Below are 732 nucleotides of genomic sequence, written 5' to 3' on the forward strand. Positions count from 1 at the left end.
AAACAGATGCCGAATACAAGCGATCACGATGTGGTCGGAAAACTAAGCTGAGCGATGAGTTAAAGCAAAAAATTCTCAACCATCTACGTCTAAGCTGGTCACCAGGAATGATTGCTCACGAATTTAAACTAGCTACTAAATCTATTTATAATTGGCTAAATCAGGGGAGAATTGGTTTCTCCTTGAATGATCTACCTGAACATGGCGTACGCCAACGGCGTAACGTTGACCAACGATCCAAATATAATCAATCTTTGGGGCGATCAATTGAACAGCGTCCCATGATGATTAATCAACGTAATCGCATCGGCGATTTTGAACTAGATACAGTCGTTGGTCCTCGTGGGCATAGTAAGGCAGTTTTATTAACTTTAATCGATCGCAAATCACGGTTCTTTTGGGCATACCGGTTAAAAGATCGGACGACAGCGACTGTTAATGAAGCACTAACTAAGTTCCTAACCACTTTTAATGGTCCGGTGCACAGCTTTACTGTGGACCGTGGCACTGAGTTTAGTGGGCTAGTATCACTTAAATCACAATATGGTATTAAGACCTATTACTGCCATGCTTATACTCCAGCTGAACGTGGTAGTAATGAACGCTTTAATCGGAATTTACGTTATTTTTATCTTAAAGGGACTCGTTTTGAGCACATTAGTGCTCAAGATTTAACGACGACGTTACTCCAAATTAACCAGCGACCGCTTAAAATACTCGACTGGCAAACAC

General features: G+C 41.4%; 1 protein-coding gene. It reads left to right on the forward strand.

Features of this window, described 5'->3' with window-relative positions; genetic code table 11:
- A partial coding sequence (locus tag HMPREF0623_RS09220) for an IS30-like element ISLpl1 family transposase (protein WP_002830762.1) occupies positions 1–732 on the forward strand: 732 nt, incomplete at both ends.

This window comes from Pediococcus acidilactici DSM 20284 (assembly GCF_000146325.1).
Lineage (GTDB): Bacteria > Bacillota > Bacilli > Lactobacillales > Lactobacillaceae > Pediococcus > Pediococcus acidilactici.